This is a genomic window from Hymenobacter arizonensis (assembly GCF_900115775.1).
Taxonomy (GTDB): domain Bacteria; phylum Bacteroidota; class Bacteroidia; order Cytophagales; family Hymenobacteraceae; genus Hymenobacter; species Hymenobacter arizonensis.
Map to the genome: position 1 here is coordinate 1,405,933 of NZ_FOXS01000001.1, position 16,812 is coordinate 1,422,744.

General features: G+C 58.8%; 13 protein-coding genes and 1 tRNA gene. 11 read left to right on the forward strand and 3 right to left on the reverse strand.

What is annotated here, in order from left to right; all coding sequences use genetic code 11:
- Positions 1 to 14 precede the first annotated feature (14 nt).
- From BMZ66_RS05915 to BMZ66_RS05930, 4 genes are all read left to right on the forward strand, one after another.
- Complete coding sequence (locus BMZ66_RS05915; protein ID WP_092669936.1) at positions 15 to 1,427, forward strand: dicarboxylate/amino acid:cation symporter; 1,413 nt, start codon at positions 15 to 17, stop codon at positions 1,425 to 1,427.
- A 340-nt stretch (positions 1,428 to 1,767) separates the two neighbouring features.
- The gene (locus tag BMZ66_RS05920) at positions 1,768 to 2,427 is read left to right on the forward strand and encodes a hypothetical protein (RefSeq protein WP_092669938.1); all 660 of its coding nucleotides are present in this window, start codon (positions 1,768 to 1,770) and stop codon (positions 2,425 to 2,427) included.
- A gap of 107 nt (positions 2,428 to 2,534) precedes the next feature.
- Positions 2,535 to 3,092 carry a hypothetical protein gene (locus tag BMZ66_RS05925; RefSeq protein WP_092669940.1) on the forward strand — a complete coding sequence of 186 codons (558 nt, stop codon included), beginning with the start codon at positions 2,535 to 2,537 and terminating at the stop codon, positions 3,090 to 3,092.
- A gap of 75 nt (positions 3,093 to 3,167) precedes the next feature.
- On the forward strand, positions 3,168 to 5,528 hold the full coding sequence (locus tag BMZ66_RS05930) for a GAF domain-containing protein (RefSeq protein ID WP_143080071.1): 2,361 nt from the start codon (positions 3,168 to 3,170) through the stop codon (positions 5,526 to 5,528).
- A 77-nt stretch (positions 5,529 to 5,605) separates the two neighbouring features.
- Here the strand turns inward: BMZ66_RS05930 and BMZ66_RS05935 are convergent, their stop codons facing one another.
- Positions 5,606 to 6,283 (reverse strand): phosphatase PAP2 family protein, encoded by a 678-nt coding sequence (locus BMZ66_RS05935; protein WP_177204606.1) that lies wholly within the window; start codon positions 6,281 to 6,283, stop codon positions 5,606 to 5,608.
- A 116-nt stretch (positions 6,284 to 6,399) separates the two neighbouring features.
- Positions 6,400 to 6,481 (reverse strand) — tRNA-Leu (locus BMZ66_RS05940).
- Positions 6,482 to 6,709: 228 nt separating this feature from the next.
- Between BMZ66_RS05940 and BMZ66_RS05945 the strand changes: the two genes are divergently transcribed.
- The 7 genes from BMZ66_RS05945 to BMZ66_RS05975 all read left to right on the forward strand — a co-directional run bounded on the left by BMZ66_RS05945 (position 6,710) and on the right by BMZ66_RS05975 (position 15,861).
- Positions 6,710 to 7,366, forward strand: coding sequence for a class I SAM-dependent methyltransferase (locus tag BMZ66_RS05945; protein ID WP_177204607.1), 657 nt, complete (start codon positions 6,710 to 6,712; stop codon positions 7,364 to 7,366).
- A 156-nt stretch (positions 7,367 to 7,522) separates the two neighbouring features.
- Positions 7,523 to 9,391 (forward strand): M61 family metallopeptidase, encoded by a 1,869-nt coding sequence (locus BMZ66_RS05950; protein ID WP_092669948.1) that lies wholly within the window; start codon positions 7,523 to 7,525, stop codon positions 9,389 to 9,391.
- 78 nt (positions 9,392 to 9,469) lie between these two features.
- Positions 9,470 to 10,516, forward strand: coding sequence for an MBL fold metallo-hydrolase (locus tag BMZ66_RS05955; protein ID WP_092669950.1), 1,047 nt, complete (start codon positions 9,470 to 9,472; stop codon positions 10,514 to 10,516).
- A 180-nt stretch (positions 10,517 to 10,696) separates the two neighbouring features.
- Positions 10,697 to 12,184, forward strand: coding sequence for a sodium:solute symporter (locus BMZ66_RS05960; protein ID WP_092669952.1), 1,488 nt, complete (start codon positions 10,697 to 10,699; stop codon positions 12,182 to 12,184).
- 170 nt (positions 12,185 to 12,354) lie between these two features.
- On the forward strand, positions 12,355 to 12,855 hold the full coding sequence (locus BMZ66_RS05965) for an energy transducer TonB (protein WP_092669954.1): 501 nt from the start codon (positions 12,355 to 12,357) through the stop codon (positions 12,853 to 12,855).
- A 53-nt stretch (positions 12,856 to 12,908) separates the two neighbouring features.
- Entirely contained in the window at positions 12,909 to 14,744 is a 1,836-nt protein-coding gene (locus tag BMZ66_RS05970) for an ABC transporter ATP-binding protein (protein WP_092669956.1), read from the forward strand.
- A gap of 226 nt (positions 14,745 to 14,970) precedes the next feature.
- Positions 14,971 to 15,861, forward strand: a complete 891-nt coding sequence (locus BMZ66_RS05975; RefSeq protein ID WP_092669958.1) for a DUF2911 domain-containing protein — start codon at positions 14,971 to 14,973, stop codon at positions 15,859 to 15,861.
- A gap of 123 nt (positions 15,862 to 15,984) precedes the next feature.
- Here BMZ66_RS05975 and BMZ66_RS05980 read toward each other — a convergent pair whose 3' ends face one another.
- On the reverse strand, positions 15,985 to 16,776 hold the full coding sequence (locus BMZ66_RS05980) for an SDR family NAD(P)-dependent oxidoreductase (protein WP_092669960.1): 792 nt from the start codon (positions 16,774 to 16,776) through the stop codon (positions 15,985 to 15,987).
- Positions 16,777 to 16,812 lie beyond the last annotated feature (36 nt).

A 16,812-nucleotide genomic window follows, 5' to 3' on the forward strand; every position in this document is an offset into this window, starting at 1 on the left:
GCCTTTTTAGTTGCATGACGAAATCTCGTTTATTCCTCGTTGCGGTTGTCTTAGTAGCGATTGGCATCCTACTCACTGTCCTGACAGCCAATAATATACTGGCATTTCCCGCGGCGGTTCCCGTAGCAGCACGCTGGGTGGCACTGGTCGCGTTGGCCGCTGCGGTGGCCCCCCGCCGCTCCCTCACCCTCTGGATTGTGTACAGCATGCTCGTCGGCATCGAGCTTGGGCACGATGCCCCGAATGTTGCCATGAACTTCAAGGTGCTGAGCGACGCTTTCCTGCGCTTGGTCAAAACCATCATCGCCCCGCTTGTATTTGCTACGCTGGTGGTGGGCATTGCTGGCCACGCCAACCTGAAACAGGTGGGCCGCATGGGTCTCAAAGCACTTATTTACTTCGAGATAGTCACCACCTTTGCCTTGTTCATTGGCTTGGCGGCCATCAACCTCACCAAGGCCGGCGTGGGCATCAGCCAGGCCGGCGTGAAGGAAGAAGAGCTGGCCGCAGTGGCCCCGCAGTCGGCGGCCGACATCATCCTGCACATCTTCCCCGAAAACATCGCCAAGTCGGTGGCGGAAGGCCAGGTGCTGCAGGTGGTAATTTTTGCCATCTTGTTCGCCATTGGCCTGGCCCTCACACCCGAGCGCCCCCGCCGCGTGATGCTGGAGTTCTGCGAAAGCCTCTCGGAAGTGATGTTCAAGTTCACCAACGTGGTGATGTTCTTTGCCCCCCTCGGGGTGGGCGGCGCCCTGGCCTACACGGTGGGCAAAATGGGCTTTGCGCCCTTGCTAAACGCCCTGCAGCTACTCCTGACCCTCTACGGGGCCCTCATTGCATTTGCCATTCTGATACTGCTGCCGGTGGCGTTAATAGCACGCATCCCGCTGCGCCGCTTTCTGGCAGCCGTGGCCGAGCCGGTGAGCATTGCCTTCGCCACCACCTCGTCGGAAGCAGCTTTGCCGCGCGCCATGGAAGCCATGGAGAGCATTGGCGTGCCGCGCCGCATTGTGGCCTTCGTGATGCCCACTGGCTACTCCTTCAACCTCGACGGCACCACGCTCTACCTTTCGCTGGCAGCCGTATTTGTGGCCCAGGCGGCCGGCGTGCCCTTCACTTTTGGCCAGCAGCTGCTCATGGTATTCACCCTCATGCTCACCAGCAAAGGCGTGGCCGGCGTGCCCCGCGCTTCGCTGGTTATTCTGCTTGCTACGGTGGCCTCGTTCAGCCTACCGGCCTGGCCCGTGTTTATCATCCTGGGCATTGATGCCCTCATGGACATGGCCCGCACCGCCGTGAACGTACTGGGCAACTGCCTGGCGTCGGCAGTAGTGGCCCGCTGGGAAGGCGAATTTATTGACGACTACCAGGGCCCCGACCCCACCGAGGTAGAAGCCCCCCAACAGCTGGCTGGCAGCGCCCATTAAGGCACAAACTGGGGCGAGGCTAATGACCTTGCCCCAGCCTTTCAGGCTTTTTTGTTGAACGTTAAAAAACCTACCTACCTCTACACGTAAAGGGTTTGAGCAAGCGAACCGCGCGCTTCCAAAACCGGACTTTTTAACCCCGCTTTAGCTCCCTAATTTTCGCCTCCCACAACGCAATATTCGGCGTCGGTGGGAGGCAATTTTTGTGCATTCACCGAAAAATAAACCTGCCTGCCCGCTGCCTTGGCTAACTTAGCTCTTCATTTCCGAGCACTGTTAGCTAATTAGCAACATTCAGGTTTTTCATTTACTTTTTCCTCATTATTATTAACTTACATCTATGAAATTTACTCGTCAACTCGCCATATTGGCTCTTGCCCCGGCTCTGCTGGTGGCTCCGGCTTGCGTGTCGGTAAAGTCCATGATGAAAGGCACTCCTTCGGCCGCCATTGCAAACCGCCTGCCGGCTCTGGAGATTCTAGCCGACCAAGGCCCGCTCGCCATGAACGACGGCGCCCTGCCCGAAGACCCCCTCAAGCTGTTCCAGCAGGAGTGCCAGACCAACCTAACCGAGCCAACCGACACGGCAACGTTTGGCTACGCCAAGCTTGTGGTTAAGAAGGTGCGCACCCTGCGCACGGGCCGCGGCCTGCAAGGCGTGCAGGTGCTCACTTTTCTCTTGCCAGCCGTATTTGGCATCCCACTGGAATGGTACAAAACCAGCCTGCAGGCCGAAGTGCAGGTGAGCGACGCAAACGGAAACCTGCTGGGCTCCTATGTGGGCAACGGCACTTCGGCCGTGAAAGTGGCCATGTATCACGGATACTCGCAAACCACGGCCCCGCGCCTGGCCGACATCATCGCTCTGCGCGGCGCCATGGCCCAAATTCGGCCCCAGCTCGATACGGCCACGGCCCGTCTGCGCCCCCTGCTGATGGCAGGCGGCACGGTTGAGAACCCGACGTTGCCTTCGTCGTCGGTGGTGACGGGTAGCCGCTAAACCGCGCCGGTGCCTCTGGTGCTACCCCCTAATAACAATGAGTGGCCCGTAGCGCCCTGCCTTGCCCCGGTAAGGTGGGTGCTACGGGCCTTACCTTTGCCCGCGCTATGGCCTACTTTCTCTCTTTCCGTTTCCCAACCCTTCTCTGCCTGAGCCTGGCTTGGTTGCTGAGCGGCTGCTGCGCCAACGAGGTGTGTCCCCCCTGCCAGGACGACGAAGCCGATGCTGTTAACATCAGCTTTTCGCAAGCTTTCAGCACTGCTGAACTCGACACCATCATCATCACGCGGGCGCCGAAGCGCTTTTCGGCGACTAACAAGCCGGAATCGGTGACGCTGATTCGGACTGCGGCACGGGCCCGCGACAACATTCAGCTGAACAACACCACGCCATTTGGTCAGATTGGTACCAGCAAGCTCAACGCATATCGCTACGAGGTACAATACCTCGTACAGAGGCCGCGCAGCAAGCCTGTGCCCACCACCGCACTGCTCATCGATAGCGTGCAGCTTGACGGCAGCTTTGAAGGCAAAAAATGCTGCACCTGCTACACCAATAACCAGAAAACAGCTTTTACCAAATACGCCTCCCGAAACGGCACTGCGCTCGACAGCGTGGCCGTCATCGACTTAAAGCAACGGCCTACCATCGAGGTTGTTAAATAGCCGGGTGGCCAGCCATCCTCGTATAGTGCTTGCCGGGCTGCAACGACTGGCCGGAAATTTGTGTTTTTCGCTTATATGCCTGCCGAACCTATATCTCCAGTGGCTGCTCCGGTGCCTGCGCCCCGCAAAACCGCCCCTGTTTCGCATTTTCCGTTCCGCTCCACGCTCAGCCTGGAGCCGCTGATTTCGTATTGGCAGGAGCGGGAGCGGGACAGCAACGCGGGCGTGGCGCTGCTGGCCCGCGCCATTGGCGCGCAAGTAGCGGAAGCGGATTGGTGCCGAGGCCCGCTCACCGACCACACGGTGCTCGACTGCAACTGCGACCTGATTGAAACCCTGATGCTTGCGGTGTTCCCGCCGGCGGCGTCCTCAGCCGACATTACCGGGGTAATTGGGCCGTTTCAGCGGCGCAGCTTCTACTCCACCCGTCTCTTTGAGGAGGTGATGCTGCACAAGGACCGCACCATCAAGCAGCCGCTGAACATCGACATGGAGGCGATGGAAAAGCAGATGGGGCTGATGGCCTACCACCTGATTCTGCACCGCGTGTACGGGGCCCAGCTGCCCCCGCTGGGCACTATCATCTTCACGGTGCCGGACTATCAGATTGGTCTTTACCGGCACTATGGCATCGACTTCAACTCGGATTTTGTGACGGTGAAGCTGGTGGGCGAGCCGCCCGTGCTCACCCCCGAGCAGATGGACACGCTGGTTCACAACCGCCACCGTGTGGAGCTGTGGCAGGAGCTGCTGCCGTCCGAACACTTCGAGCTGGAAGGTTTCAACATCATTCAGCTGATGGACGTGACCGAGCAGGAAATCCTGTCGGAGCTTAAGTACGACCTGCTGGAGCGCGACGTGCTGCAGACGCCCGCCCGCTTCGAGCAGATTCAGGAGAAGCTGCGGGTGCTGTTTGCCGAGCCGGCCCTGCAGTTGGGCATCGCCGCCTACGACGAGAAAAAACGGGCTTTTGTGGACTTTGGCCGCAAAATCAACCACAGCTTCCTCACCAAACAAGTACAGCACCAGTCGGCCGACAGCAGCTTTCGGCAGATTTACGACCGACTGCTGCATGAGCGGGAGCCCCTGGTGCTGAAGAACGTGGCTACCGCCGACATTCCCGAAGACCTGCGCCGCCAGATAATGGGGCTGGGGATTAACTCAGCTATTTTGGCCCTGCTGCCCTACGGCAACGACACGGTGGGCCTGCTAGAGCTGGGCACGCCCAAAGCAGGCAGCCTCGACGAGTTTGAGCTGGACAAAGTAGCGCAGTTTCTGCCCCTGTTTGCGGTGGCCGTGAAACGCAATGCCGAAGACCTGCAAACCCGAGTTCACGCCATTGTTCGGGAGAAATTTACCGCCATTCACCCCACCATGGAATGGCGCTTCATGGACGCGGCCCGCAACCTGCTCACGCAGCTCGACTCCGGCAACCGCACGGCCGAGATGGAGGCCATCGTGTTCGAGGACGTGTACCCGCTGCACGGCTCCTGCGATATTCGCGGCAGCAGCACGGCCCGCAACGAAGCCATTCAGCAAGACCTGATTGAGCACCTCACCCTGGCCAACAAGGTGCTCAAAAAAGCATCGGAATACCAGCATCTACCCATTCTCGACGAGCTCAAGTTCTACGTGACCAAGAACTTGCGGCGGCTGAAAGACGGCATCCTGTCGGGCGATGAGGCCAATATCTACGACTCGTTAAGCAGGGAAATCGAGCCGCTGTTTGAATACCTCGCTACCCACACGCCCGAGATGCGGCCGGTTATCACCAAGTATTGGGACGGCATCGACCCCAAGCTCGGAATCCTTTACAAGCGCCGCAAAGACTTCGAAATCAGCGTAACGATGCTGAACGAAGCCGTGGGCGACTACTTGGACGAAGAGGAAGAAAAGGCCCAGCAGATGTTCCCGCACTACTTCCAGCGCTACAAAACCGACGGCGTGGAATACAACATCTACGTGGGCGCGGCGCTGGTCGAAAACAAGCCCTTTGACCTGGTGTTTCTCAAAAACCTGCGTTTGTGGCAGCTGCTGACCATGGTGGAGATTACGCGTCGCACCGCCGCGCTGAAGGAAACCCTACCGGTTCCCCTCGAAACCACGCAGCTCATTTTGATTCATGGGCAGTCGCTGAGCATCCGCTTCCGGCAAGACGAGCGCCAGTTCGACGTAGACGGCGCCTATAACATTCGCTACGAAATCATTAAGAAGCGTATCGACAAGGCCACCGTGCTGGGCACCGACGAGCGGCTGACGCAGCCCGGCACCATTTCCCTGGTGTATGCCCAAAGCCGGGAGGCCGTGGAGTACTACGAATACATCGATTATTTGCAGGACCGGGGCCTGCTGGAACCCGAGGTAGAAGAGCTGGAACTAGGCGAGCTGCAGGGCGTGAAGGGCTTGCTGGCTCTGCGGGTGCAGGTGAAGCTTTAGCTTGTAGCGAAGTAAATCAGTAGGTAGGCTGGTAATCCCGAGCAAACCTGTGTGCCGCACCACGAGCGAGCTTTGCTTTAGTCGCCTAGTATCTCCTTCTCCTCTTTCCAGAAAAGCTTGATGCCCAGCCGGCAGGCCACTAACCAGGCAGCCCCGCCCGCGAAGCCAGCCAGTACGTCGGTGGCGTAGTGGGCGTGCAAATAAACCCGCGTGAGGCCAATCAGCAGCACCCAGATTAGTAGCGGCGCCACCCAACCCGGCCGGTTGAAGTGCCGAGCCAGAAACCAGGCCAGGCAGCCGTAGAACGTCATGCCCAGCATGGCGTGGCCGCTGGGGAAGCTCAGACCAAGGGTTTGGAGCAGGGCGTTGCTGGGTCGGGGGCGCCCGAAGTACGTCTTGAGTAGCTGGTTGAGGATGATGCCGCCCAGCATGGCCAACACCAGCTCCATGGCCTCGCGCCGGTAGCCCGCCCGGCGCAGCAGCAGTGGGGTAATGATGCCCGCGGGCAACAGAAACGGCAGCGCCGCAAAAAAAGTAACGAAGCGCACGGGCCCCGTCATCCAGGGGTGGGCTTGCCGCAGGTCGTCCATGAGGCCGCCGGCCCAGTCGTCAAGCGCCAGCGAATTATTAACAAATACAACCCGAGTGAGGTAGAAAAAAACGGCAAACGCGGCCACAAAGAGCACTACTCCCAGCACAATTTCGACGGTGAGCAGGCCAGCCAGTGCCAGCAAACGGGAAGTAAAACGGTTCATAGGCACGCTGGCAAGCGAGATGCTTCGGCAAGCCATTAATGGCTATGTGCCGAGAGAGGCTCTTGGTACGCAATAACGAAAAAAGCCAGCCCTCTTGGGCTGGCTTTTTAAAAACGTGCGCTCGGGGAGACTCGAACTCCCACACCTTGCGGAACTGCCGCCTGAAGACAGCGCGTCTACCAATTTCGCCACAAGCGCATGCAGTGGGCAAAAAGCCGCTCTCCCCGTTAGGAAGTGCGGCCTTTTGATGGTGCAAAGATACAGCGCCAATTTGCAGCTGCGCAACACCCGCGCCGTTTTTTTCGCTGTTTTGCGGGCCCAGGCGGCACCGCCAATTGTTTTTCAGTTACTTGCCACGCTATTTATTTTCTGTATTCGCTGCATTTTGGTATGCCCGACCCCGTTGCGCGCCCTTCCTCCCCCTCAGTGGGCCCTAACGCCCCCACTGGTTTCGACCGGGTGGCGTGGTGCTACGATTTTTTGGCCGGCGCCGTGTTTGGGCCTTCACTGAAGAAAGTGCAAGAGGCCGCGCTGGCCGGCCTGCCAGCCGGAGCTCCGCGGGTGCTCATCCTGGGCGGCGGCACGGGCTGGGTGCTGGCCGAAGTGTTACGGAGCCGGCCCGGGGCCATGGTGCTTTACCTGGAGGCGTCCCCCAACATGCTAGCCCGGGCCCGGGCCTTGCTGAGCCGCGATTTTCCAGCTGCCACAGCGCAAGTCGAGTTCAGGCACGGGACCCAAGAGGCGCTCGGCTCTGATGAAATATTTGACGCTGTCATCACCTTTTTTGTGCTTGATTGCATTGCCGCCGATGAAATAGGCCCGGCACTGGCGCAGCTACGAGCGGCGCTACGGCCGGGAGGAACGTGGCTACTGGCTGATTTTCGACCCGCCCAAAGTGGGTGGCGCTGGGTATTGCTTCGGATGATGTACACGTTTTTTCGGCTTACCACGGGCCTGCAGGCGAAGGAGCTGCCCGCGCTGCATCCGGCGTTGGCACGGCTGGGGATGCGCGTGAACAAGAGCAGTACTTTTTTTGGCGGCGCCATGGAAGCCGCAGTGCTGGTTGACGGGGTTGCTGCTTAATTCCTTGCTCTGCTGTTGTCTACTAAGCTGGGCTGGGCTTGGTTAATTGTAGCTTATTGCTCGCTAAAACGCCATCTTCTGTTGCAAATCGTACGCACCTTTGCAGAATAAGCGCTTGGCGCCGATGGTGAGTCCCGGCTTTGCTACCCCTATTCTATGAATCAATTCGTTACCGCTGGTTTTTTATTAATTGTTGCGTTGGGAGGAAACCCGGTGTGGGGGCAAGCCCGTGCTGATGCCGGGCCGGCCGTTCGCTACGCCCTGTCTTTCCCCAATGCAGTCCACCACGAGGCCCGGGTGACGGTCACGTTCGCGGGGCTGCCCCAAGGGCCGCTTCGGGTGCGCATGGCGCGCAGCTCGCCCGGGCGCTACGCCCTGCACGAGTTTTCCAAAAACGTGTACTACGTGGTGGCCACCGATGGCCGCAACCAACGCCTGCCCCTCAACCGACCCGACCAATACGGCTGGGACGTGACCCCGGGCGCCGATGGCACCGTGGTGTTCAGCTACACGCTTTACGCCGACCGCACGGATGGCACCTATTCGGGCATCGACGAGCAGCATGCCCACCTCAACATTCCGGCCACGCTCTGCTACGCTACTGGCCTGGAAAGCCGGCCGGCCGAGGTAAAATTTGACCTCCCTGCTACCTGGAAAGTGGCCACGCAGCTGCGCCCGGGAGCCGAGCCGAATACCTTCACGGCCCCAAACATGCAATACCTGATGGACAGCCCGGTGTCGCTGGGCGACCAGCAGGTGCGCACCTGGCAGGAAGGCAAGCAGACCATAGAGCTGGCCGTGCTGCACCAAGGCACAGGAGCCGAGCTAGACGCCTACGCCAAGAAGGTGCAGCAAGTGGTGAAAGAGGAAAAAGCCATTTTTGGCGAGCTGCCGGCCTTTGATTTTGGGCGCTACACATTCATTGCCAACTATCTGCCCCAAGCCATCAGCGACGGCATGGAACACCGCAACTCGACGTCGCTGACCAGCCCGCGCCCGCTGCGCGAAGACGCCGGCACGCGCAACCTAGGCACCGCCGCGCACGAGTTCATCCATGCCTGGAACGTGGAGCGCCTCCGCCCCCGCGACCTGGAGCCCTTTGATTTCCAGCGGGCCAACATGAGTGATGCCCTGTGGTTTGCCGAAGGCTTCACGAGCTATCTGAGCCGGCTGGCCCTGCGCCGGGCCAAGCTCATTTCGGACGAGGAGTTTTTGGGCGACCTCAGCCGCTGGGTGAACCTGCACCAGCTTAGCCCCGGCCCCCGCAAGGCCTCGGCCATTGACATGAGCCGTCAGGCTGCTTTTATCGATGCCGCGGCGAGCATTGACCCCATGAACTCAGCCAACAACTACCTGTCGTACTACGACCACGGCGCGGGCATTGCGCTGGTGCTCGACTTACAGCTGCGCCAAAACCACAAGACTTCCCTCGACAAGTACATGCAGGCCCTGTGGCAGCAATTCGGCAAGAAGCAGGCAGACTATGCGCCCACCAACCCTTACACCGTGAAGGATTTGCAGCGGGTATTGGGCGAGGTGAGCAAGGACACGGCGTTTGCGGGCAAGTTTTTTCGGCAGCACGTGTATGGCTATGAGCTGCCCAGCTTCGGCGAAAGCCTGCTCGGGGCGGGCCTGGCCCTGGTTCCGGTTCGGTCTTCGGTCAACGCGCTGGCTCGCCAGATTGAGTTTGACCAGGAAGGCCGAGCGGTGGTGGCCGACAACACACGCATCGGCACGGGCTTGTACCAGGCCGGCATCGACCGGGGCGACCAGCTGGTGAGCCTGGATGGCAAGGAGCTTAAGCGTGCCAGCGACCTGGAGGCCGTGCTGCGCAAGCATACGCCCGCCGATGTGGTGCCGGTAAAATTCAGAACGACCGGCGGCCTGGAGAAAACGGCTCAGCTAGCTCTCAGCGAAGAGCCTGTGATGCAGCTAAAACCAGTTGAGACGGTTGAGAAGGCGGGGCTAACAGCTCGGCAGAAGGCCCTGCGTGACGCCTGGCTGGCCAGCCAGGCGGGCAACTAATTTATTTCTGTGCGGTTTGGTTTCCCCAAGCCAGCTGCCCGGTTGCTCGCGTAACCGGGCATCTTTTTAAACCCATACATGGCCAACGTCTCTTATCTCCGCAACGAATCTTTGCCCACGGTGCGGCCGGGCTACAAAGGCAACAAGCTCTTCGGCAACGCCTTTGCCAATGGCGAGGAACTGTTTGAGCCAAATCTTGGCAACTTGCTGAAATGGCAGCTCTCGACGAATCCGCAGAAAGATGAAAAGAAGCGGGACACCTGGGCGCCGGCCGTAGTGGACTGCACGGCGTTTCTTAAAAGTACCGAGGATGGTCTGGTTTGGTTGGGCCACTCCACTTTTTTGCTTCGAATTGAGGCCACTACGTTTCTGTTCGACCCCGTCCTTTTTTCGTCTGTGGGCCTGCAGCGTCGCCACCCCCTGCCCTGCCGCCCCGAAGACCTAATCAACATCGATTTTCTCCTGCTAAGCCACGGCCACCGGGACCATTTAGACGAAAAATCCGTGAAGCTGCTGGCTCAGCAAAATCCAGCCATGGAAATTTTGGCCCCGCTGCAGATGAAGACATTGCTGCGGTCCATGATACCGTCTGTTTTCCACGTTCAGGAAGCTGGATGGTGGCAGCAATACCAATTTGATTGGGAGGCCATGGGCTGGACGGTACCTGATGAACCACCGGTAGATATTTATTATCTGCCTGCCTCCCACTGGCACCGCCGTGGCTTGGCCGATACGAACCGCGTGCTCTGGGGCAGTTTTCTCATTCGAGCCAAAGCGGCCGACAAGCTCATCTACTTCGCCGGCGACACCTCGTACGGCGACCATTTTGAGGCCATTGAAAAGCTATTTGGCCCCGTCGACGTTGTGCTGATGCCGATTGGCGCCTATAAGCCGGCCTACATGATGGCCAAAAGCCACGTCAACCCGCACGAGGCCGCCAAGGCGGCCAACGTGCTGCGGGCCGGCCACGTGGTTCCCATGCACTACGGTACGTTCAGTTTGTCGGACGAGCCGGCGTCGGAGCCCCTGCGGCAGCTCACCGACGTAGCCTCGGGCGGCATGCTGCGTGGCGAACTGCACGCCCCTGCCGTGGGCGAGGTGCTGCGCTGGCAGGACTGGGACTAGCTTTTTATTGAGCCATTAGCTAATGGCTGGTAGCTGTTGGGTTTTTGCAGGGCGGAATACAAACCCCGCGGGGTTGAGCAACGGCTACGCTGAGCGCTACCTGTTAGCTTTGCTCCCTGATGCTGGGTTGTGGCCATAAAAGCTAACAGCCAACAGCCATTAGCTAACAGCTACTATATAATGTCCCCCACCCTCGTTCTAAGCCTCGTAGCGGGCTACTTCGCCGTTCTCATCATTATTGCCATCCTCACATCGAGAGGGGCTACGAGCGAAAGTTTCTTTGTGGCCAACCGCAACGCGCCGTGGTACATGGTGGCCTTTGCCATGATTGGCACCTCGCTCTCGGGCGTCACGTTCATCTCGGTGCCGGGCATGGTGGAGAGCCAGGGCTGGAGCTACATGGCGGTGGTATTTGGCTACCTGGTGGGATACGTAGTGATTGGCACCGTGCTGATGCCGCTGTACTACCGCCTGCGGCTGGTGTCCATCTACACGTATCTGGAGCAGCGGTTTGGGTACTGGAGCTACAAAACCGGGGCCCTGTTCTTCCTGATTTCGCGGGCGGTGGGCTCGGCTTTCCGGCTGTACCTGGTGGCTGGAGTGCTGCAGCTGGCGGTGTTCGAGGAAATGGGCGTGCCGTTCTACGTTACGGTCATTGTCAGCATTATGCTGATTTACCTCTACACGTTCCGGGGCGGCCTCAAAACCATTTTGTGGACCGATACCTTCCAGACCATGGCCATGCTGCTGTGTGTGGGCGTGAGCATCTACCTCATTTCGTCGGAGCTGAACCTGGGCTTTGCGCAGATGGTGGACACGGTAAAGTCCAGCGACATGTCGCGCATCTACTTCTCCGACTTCCGCGACGACAAGTTCTTCTGGAAGCAGTTCGCTTCGGGTGCCTTCATCACCATCGTGATGACGGGCCTTGACCAAGACTTGATGCAGAAAAACCTGAGCTGCCGCTCGCTGCAGGACGCCCAGAAAAACATGTTCTGGTTCAGCATCGTCATTGTGTTTGTCAACATGCTGTTTCTCACGCTGGGCGTGCTGCTCTACCAGTTTGCCGCCGCCAAGGGCATTGCCCTGCCCGTAAGCGCCACCGGCAAAATTGTGGGCGACAACGTATTTCCGCTCCTGGCCACCTCGCACTTCACCCTGTTTGCCGGCATCATCTTTATCCTGGGCATTATTGCCGTGACCTACGCCTCGGCCGACTCGGCTCTGACAGCCCTTACCACTTCGTTCTGCGTCGATTTCCTCGACATTAAGCAGTACGACGAAAAGCGGCAGACGCGGTTGCGGCAGCTCACCCACCTGGGCTTTTCGGCGGTGCTAATTGTGATTATCCTGATTTTTAAACTGCTCAACGACCAGAGCCTGATTACAGCCGTGTTTAAGGCCGCGGGCTATACCTATGGGCCGCTGCTGGGCTTGTTCTCGTTCGGAATTCTTACCAGCCGCGGCCTGCGCGACCGCGCCGTACTGCCCGTCTGCATTGCGGCGCCCGTCTTCACTTACATCCTGAATGCCAACTCGGTAGAATGGTTGAATGGCTATAAATTTGGTTTTGAGATTCTGCTAGTCAACGGCGCGCTGGTATTCCTTGGGCTGTTGGCCATTTCTCGGCCCCGCGGCGTGAACCCGTTGGCCCAGGCCGCGGTTTAGCCATGAGTATTCTCAACAAAAATCCTGAGTGAGCTCAGATTTTTTGCCTTGGCAGTTAGCGTAAATTGCCGACCTAAACGTTGCCACTATTAGCGGGTGGTTTGTGCCACTCCGCCGAACGCTCGGCCTGAGCGGATATACCCTTTGATTTAATAGCTTCTTACTATCTGATGACCAATACTATTTTATTGTTTGTGCTGCTGCTGGCCGCGGCTCCGGTGGCTATGGCCCAGCAGCCGGCGCCGGCCATGGGGCAGCAGCCCATTGTGCTGCGCCCCGGCAACATGCAGGTGCAGGCCAACTCCCCCGCCAACCGGCCCGACCGGGCCCCGGTGTACCCAGGCGGCGAGCAGGCCCTTGGCTTGTTCTTTCTTCAACACATCAATTACCCGGAGGCGGCGCGCGCCAAGCAAGTAAGCGGCACCGTGCTGGTGACGGCCACGGTGAACGCCGACGGCACGGTGAGCAACCCCGTGGTGGCGCAGTCGCTCTCGCCCGAGTGCGACGCCGAGGCCCTGCGCGTGGTGCCGCTGCTCACGGGTTGGCAGCCGGCCATGCGGCGCGGGCGGCCCTTGCCGGTGCTTATCCAGCTGCCCGTACCCTTTGGTGGAGCCGGCGAAATGACGGTGGAGCAAAACCGCCGCCAACCGCTGAACAAGCAGAAACGTTAATCTTATCTTCCGTGGGGACCTGGCCAGCGCCCGGTCCTGCTTTTATTATTTAAATGGCCCGTAGCGGATTGAATACCAGCGGCGGCGACAGTGCGTCGGACGCCCCCAAACCCAAGCTTACCAAAGAAACCTTTCAGCGTGGCATGCGGATTTTCCGCTTCACGCTGCCTTACCGCACCAAGTTCATTATCGGCATGGTGATGCTGCTCTTGAGCAGCTCCACGGTTATGGCTTTTCCGTGGATAATTGGCAAGCTCGTGGATGCAGCCAATGGCCGGGCGGTGCTGCTGCCCGGCGGCATTGCCGTCAGCATCAACCAGATTGCCATGGGCTTATTCGGAGTGATTTTGCTGCAGGGCATCTTCTCGTTTGGGCGCATCTGGTTTTTTACGCAGGTCAGCGAGTTTACCGTGCGCGACATTCGGCAGGCGCTCTATGCCAAATTTGTGTCGCTGCCGGTGCCCTTCTTTGAGAAGAACCGCGTGGGTGCCATCACCTCGCGCATTACTTCCGACGTGGCCGTGATTCAGGACAGCTTCTCGCTGTCGTTGGCCGAGCTGGTGCGCCAGATACTCACGCTGCTCACCGGCATTGTGTTCATCATGGTGGTGTCGGTGAAGCTGTCGCTGTTCATGCTGGCCACCTTCCCTCCTATTGTGGTGCTGGCCATCGTGTTCGGCAAGAAAATTCGGGTGCTGGCCAAAATCACGCAGGACGAGCTGGCCAAGGCCAACGTGGTAGTGGAAGAAACGCTACAGGGCATCAACACCGTGAAAGCCTTCACCAACGAGCAGTTTGAGACGCGGCGCTACACGGCTTCCCTTACCAACACGGTGAAAGCGGCCATGAAAAGCAATTTGTACCGTGGGGCTTTCGTCTCGTTTGTCATCATTGGCTTGTTCGGCGGCATTATTCTGGTGCTGTGGCGGGCAGCATCGCTGGCCCAGACGGGGCAACTCTCCATTGGTGACCTCACGTCGTTTGCCTTGTACACCATCTTCATCGGTGCTTCGGTAGCCGGGCTGGGCGAGTTGTACGGCAAGGTGCAAAGCACACTGGGCGCTTCGGAGCGCATCCTGGAAATTCTGGAAGAGCCAAGTGAGCCTACTCACCTCGCGCTGCCGGCCGGGCAGGCGCCGCTGGCCGTGCGGGGCAACATTGAGTACCGCAACGTAGCGTTCCGCTACCCCACCCGCCCCGATTTGCCGGTGTTGCAGGACATTTCGTTTGACATTTCATCTGGCGAGAAAATTGCGCTGGTCGGCCCCAGCGGTGCCGGCAAAAGCACCATTGTCTCGCTGCTGATGCAGTTCTATGAGCTCAGCGGCGGCCAGATTCTCATCGACGGCCGCCCCATCGGCAGTTACGACCTCACCGAGCTGCGCCGCCACGTGGGCATTGTGCCCCAGGAAACGCTGCTCTTCGGCGGCACCATCCGGGAGAACATTGCCTATGGTAAAATCGATGCTACCGACATTGAAATCACCTTGGCCGCTCGTAAGGCTAATGCCTGGCAGTTCATCGAGTCCTTCCCCGAAGGCCTCGACACAGTAGTGGGCGAACGGGGCGTGAAGCTCTCGGGCGGGCAGCGCCAGCGCGTGGCCATAGCCCGCGCCATCCTGAAAAACCCGGCCATTCTGCTGCTCGACGAAGCTACTTCGGCCCTCGATTCAGAGTCGGAAAAGCTGGTGCAGGGCGCCATGGATGAGCTGATGAAAAACCGCACTTCCATCATCATTGCCCACCGCTTGAGCACGATTCGCAAAGTCGATAAAATTCTGGTGATTGACGGTGGCCGCATTGTAGAGCAAGGCTCGCACGAGGAGTTGGCCGACAACGAGAACGGGCTATATGCGAATCTGCTAAAGCTGCAGTTTGAGTTGAGCTAGTATTTATAAAAGACGGACGTCATGCTCAGCTTGCTGAAGCATCTCTACTGTGTCACTAATAGAGGTAGGTTAGTTTTGAGGTAAAGATGCTTCGGCAAGCTCAGCATGACATTTAAGAAGTGGTGAAATAACTTTTATAAGCACCTTCTATCGCACAAACCCGCGCCCCAAGCGCGGGTTTCGTATTTTTGGCCCACAATCACCTCACCAATTTTCTTCAACCCTGATGAGCAAGCTTTTGCTAAATCTTACTGCTACGCTGGCTACGGCTGTTACGCTGGTGGCGGCTCCTGCCGCCCAGGCCCAAATTCGGACGCCTGCGGCCAGCCCCGCTAGCACCATCACGCAGCGCGTGGGCCTTACTGATGTCACCATTGTGTACTCGCGTCCCAGCTTGAAAGGACGTGCTGCTTTCGGCGACAAGTCTCCCCTGGCGCCTTTGGGCCAGCGCTGGCGCACGGGCGCTAACGCCACTACCAGCATCAAGTTCACGGATGACGTGACCATTGACGGCAAAAAAGTACCCGCCGGCGAATACGGCATCTACACCATTCCCCGCGCTAATGAGTGGACGGTGGTGCTGAACAAGAGCCTGAAGCAGGGCGCCGACGTGGAAGGCTTCAAAGAAGACCAAGACGTGGCCCGCCTCACCGTGAAGCCCTACAAAGTGGCCAGCAAAGTGGAGAGCTTCACCATCAACTTCACCGACCTCACCCCCGGCACCGCCAACGTGGCGATGGAGTGGGGCAACACCGGCGCCAAATTCAAAATCACCGCTGACGTCGACAGCAAAGTGATGGCCCAGATTGACGAGAAAATCACCAAGAACGCCAGCCCCGCTCCCGGAGACCTCGCCGCTGCGGCCGTGTACTACGCCGAAAACAACAAGGATATGAAGCAGGCCGTGGCCTGGATGGAAAAAGCCAACGCCACCGATGCCAAGTTCTGGAACCTGCACTCGGAAGCCAAAATGCGCCTGAAAATGAAGGACTACGCCGGCGCTATGAAGGCCGCGGAGGCTTCGAAGAAAGGTGCGCTTGCCTCTACGCCTCCCAACGGCGAGTACGTGAAGATGAACGAAGACCTTATGGCAGAAGCCAAAAAGGCTGGTAAGTAAGGCCTAGTAGTTGTTCTCAGACTGGTTTTGCCGTAAAGAGACATCCTATTCGATTTGCCTAAAAAAGGCCGCAGCACTGGTGCTGCGGCCTTTTTGCTGATTTCAGAGATTACCCTTACGGGCTTACCGCTCCACGGGGTGCAGTTGGTTGTTCATGAGGGTTGCCAGCATGGAATCGGGCAGCACTAGGCTGGTGAAAAAATTCATCTTGGCAGCCATGGTGGGCAGGCAGCGTGCGCCGCCTTCCATTAGGGTGTCGTATCCCTCCTCGGCCACTGCCCGGGCCGAGGCGGTATTTTTGGCGGCGCGGGTGTTCTCGGCGTGGGCCACGTGAAAGAAGTTGGTATCGGTAGGTGGCGGGCACAGCACGGTCATTGTAACGGCCGATTTTTGCTGCTTCAACTCGTGCTGCACGGCTTCGGCGAAGCTGAGTACGAAGGCTTTGGTGGCGGCGTACACGGCCTGGCAGGGACTAGGCGTGAAGGAGGACAGTGACCCAACCTGCAAAATGCGGCCGACGTTGCGGTCCATCATATCGCGCATGTAGAGCTTGGTGAGGTGCACCAGTGCGGTCACGTTCACTTGTATCATGGCCAGTTCGGTGTCCATGTCGGTGTCAGAGAAGTAGCCGGTTTCGCCAAAGCCGGCGTCGTTGACCAGGGCGTCAATCTGCAGGCCGCGCAAGGTGGTTTCGGCGTAGAGTTTGGCTGGGGAATCGGGCAGGCTTAGGTCGAAAGGCAGGAGCACGATGTCAACCTCCTCAAACTCCTGGTGCAGTAGGCGGGCGGCTTCCCGAAGCTCGTCGAGGTGGCGGGCCACTAATACTACCCGATAATCGTCGCGGGCGAAGCACCGGGCCAGCTCGAAGCCGATGCCACTAGATGCTCCGGTAATTAATGCGGTCTGGTCGTTCATGGCTTTAAAGGGGTTAGGTGTAACGATTTATATGGA